Origin of the sequence: Rhodococcus sp. (in: high G+C Gram-positive bacteria) (assembly GCF_049286785.1) — a bacterium.
GTDB lineage: Bacteria > Actinomycetota > Actinomycetes > Mycobacteriales > Mycobacteriaceae > Rhodococcus_F.
The window spans coordinates 1-2861 of record NZ_JBAQEO010000805.1 but is presented as its reverse complement, the minus strand read 5'-3'; the positions used below and the strand labels follow the sequence as shown (position 1 = coordinate 2861).

The 2861-nt window shown below is 64.4% G+C and carries 3 protein-coding genes; 2 read left to right on the top strand and 1 reads right to left on the bottom strand.

Annotated elements, in window-relative coordinates; translation table 11 throughout:
- Positions 1-446, bottom strand: a 446-nt coding sequence (locus WAW17_RS29055) for a FadR/GntR family transcriptional regulator (protein WP_422336314.1), incomplete at its 3' end; no start/stop codon positions are given.
- A 294-nt stretch (positions 447-740) separates the two neighbouring features.
- Between WAW17_RS29055 and WAW17_RS29050 the strand changes: the two genes are divergently transcribed.
- Both WAW17_RS29050 and WAW17_RS29045 read left to right on the top strand, forming a co-directional pair.
- A complete protein-coding gene (locus WAW17_RS29050; RefSeq protein ID WP_422336313.1) occupies positions 741-2339 on the top strand; it encodes an AMP-binding protein in 1599 nt (532 codons plus the stop codon).
- A 7-nt stretch (positions 2340-2346) separates the two neighbouring features.
- The coding region (locus WAW17_RS29045; RefSeq protein WP_422336312.1) for an enoyl-CoA hydratase-related protein at positions 2347-2861 on the top strand (515 nt) is incomplete at its 3' end.

Below are 2861 nucleotides of genomic sequence, written 5' to 3'. Positions count from 1 at the left end.
GTGTAAATGGTGGTGTGGAACAGCGCGTTCTTCTCGATGAAGTTGTCGTAATCGTCGGGCTGTGCCCGCATGCTGTCGAGCGCTGCCTGCAATTCGTCCAGTTGGCAGTCCGTAATTCGAGGTGTGGCCTGTTGCGCGACCACCGGTTCCAGGGTCAGCCGGGTGTCGATGACGTCGCTGAGATTTGCTCCCTCGAGCTGCAGGAACAGTTTCATGGTGTTACCCAGTGATTCGAACTGCGGCCGGCACGCGACTGGGCCGCCGCCAACACCGGCCCGAATGGTGACCAGGCCCCGGCTCTCGAGCAGGCGGAGGGCTTCGCGCACAGTCGTGCGCGCCACGCCGTACTCGGCGACCATTTCCTTCTCGGTCGGCAGCCGGTCACCGGGCTCGATGCCGCCCCCGAGGATCTTGTCCGCTATCTGGTTCGCGATGCGCTCGGACATTTTCGGGGCCCTACCCGATGCGCGATGGGCGTCGTCCTTCGTCATTGCATTCCCGGTGTACTCGTCGACAGTTCGGTGCGTAGCCGCCATGCGTACAAACCCTACCCAGGTTTGAGAGTCGGTTCGATCAAATCTGTACATATTTAGAGAAATTGATTAGCGTGGCACCAGTCAACATCCGAACGCGATGCTCTCCCGGAGGCAAAGATGTGGCCGACGCACCCACCGACGCCCGACCTTGTCCATTCCTACCGAGAGTCACGGCACTGGCGTGATCGGCCGATCGGGCACTACTTGACCCGCGCGGCCTCGTTGTTCCCGGACGCCGTGGCCGTGATCGACGGCAACACACGCCTGACCTTCGCCGACGTGGACCGTGATGCGACCGCGCTCGCGGCTGCGCTGCATTCGGTCGGGATCGGCGCCGACGACGTGGTCTCGTTCCAGCTCCCCAACCGGACCGAGGCGGTCATCGTCTACCAGGCGATCATGAAGCTCGGCGCCGTCGCCAACCCTATAGTCCCGATCTACCGCGGGCGCGAGCTGAGGTTCATCCTCGGGCAGGCGCGGGCGTCGGCCGTCTTCATTCCCAGGACTTACCGGGGATTCGACTACGCCGCAATGTATGGTCAGCTGCTCGACGACTTGCCGCACCTGAAGAAGGTCGTAGTCCTCGGCGAGCGTGACGAGCGCAGCACCGACGAGCGGGTGACCACGTGGACAGAGCTGCTCGCCAGTGCCCCGGCCGAGGCTGCGAACGTGGTTGCCGCACTGCCAGAGCCAGATCCAGATCAGGTCTGCCTGCTGTTGTACACCTCTGGGACGACCGCGGATCCGAAGGGCGCGCTGCACAGCCACAACACGCTCGTGTTCGAGAACCTCTCGATGATCGAGTTGTTCGGCCTCAACGAGAACGACGTCATCTTCAACCCGTCGCCGGTCACGCACGTGACCGGCGTGAACTGCGCCTTGACACTGCCGTTCCTGCTCGGGGCGCCCGTCGTACTGCACGATCAGTGGGATCCGGTCGCCGCGCTCGACAAGATCGCCCGCGACGACGCCAGCTTCATGATCTTCTCCACGCCGTTCCTGCAAGGGCTGCTCGATGCCGCGGTCGCGGCGGGTCGTCCCACTCCGTCGATCAGGTACATCGTCTGCGGCGGCGCTGACATGCCGGACGAATTGACCCGCCAGGCCACCGATCGGCTCGGCACCGTCGTCCGAATGTACGGCGCCACCGAGGGACCGTCCGTCACAGCAGGCAATCGCTGGGACACAACGCAATTACGCACCCGGACCGACGGGCGAGTCCTCGCGCCCACCGAGGTGATCATCGTCGACGCCTCCGAGCGCCCCGTCCCGCCCGGCTCCGTCGGCGAGGTACTGTGGCGCGGCCCCGACACCTTCCTCGGGTACCTCGATTCCTCGCTCAACGCCGCGGCGTTCACCGAGGATGGCTTCTTCCGGTCCGGTGACCTCGCACGGTTCGACGAAACCGGCGCAATCCACATCGAGGGCCGAATCAAGGACATCATCAACCGCTCCGGCGAGAAGATCAGCACTCACGAGGTGGAAAACCTGCTCAGTGAGCACCCCGCTGTCAGCGAGGTCGCCGTCGTTGCCGGGCCGGACGCGACGACCGGTGAGCGGGGCTGCGCCTTCGTCGTCACCCACGACGCCCAGGACCTGACCCTCGAAGAGGTCCACGAGTTCTTGGCTGGACGCGAGGTCGCCAAGCAGAAGATACCCGAGAGCGTCTTCGTGGTGGACGTGCTACCCAAGACCGCCAGCGGCAAGATCCAGAAGTTCGCGCTCCGCGACTGGACCCGTGACCGCACTGACGTACCGCCGCAGATGGTCGGCGTGAGCATTCATGCGGCGCATGAGAAGTGAGGACGACATGACCGATCATGTCCTCATCTCCCAACCGGAACCAGGGATCGCCCTCGTCGAGCTCGCCCGCGGCAAGGTCAATGCAATCGACCACCGAATGTACGGCGAACTCGCCGAGGTCTTCGACGGGCTTTCGGACGATCCGACAGTCAATGTCGCTGTGCTCACAGGACGCGGTCACGTATTCAGCGCGGGCAACGACCTCAACGACTTCCGCACCATGGACACGACGAGAGGTGAACTGCAAATGCGCAACGTCCGCCGCGCGATGTTCAACCTCATCGACTGTTCGATCCCCGTCATTGCCGCCGTCAACGGTCCGGCACTGGGCAGCGGATTTGGTCTGACCGCCTCGTGCGATCTGGTGGTGGCGTCGGAGAAGGCGACGTTCGGGCTGCCGGAAATGAACGTCGGGGTACTGGGCGGCGGCCGCTTCACCGCCCGTATGCTGCCGCAGCAGGCGATGCGCCGGCTGTTCTTCACCGCAGAAGCCGTCGACGCGCACACCCTCGAGCGGTGGGG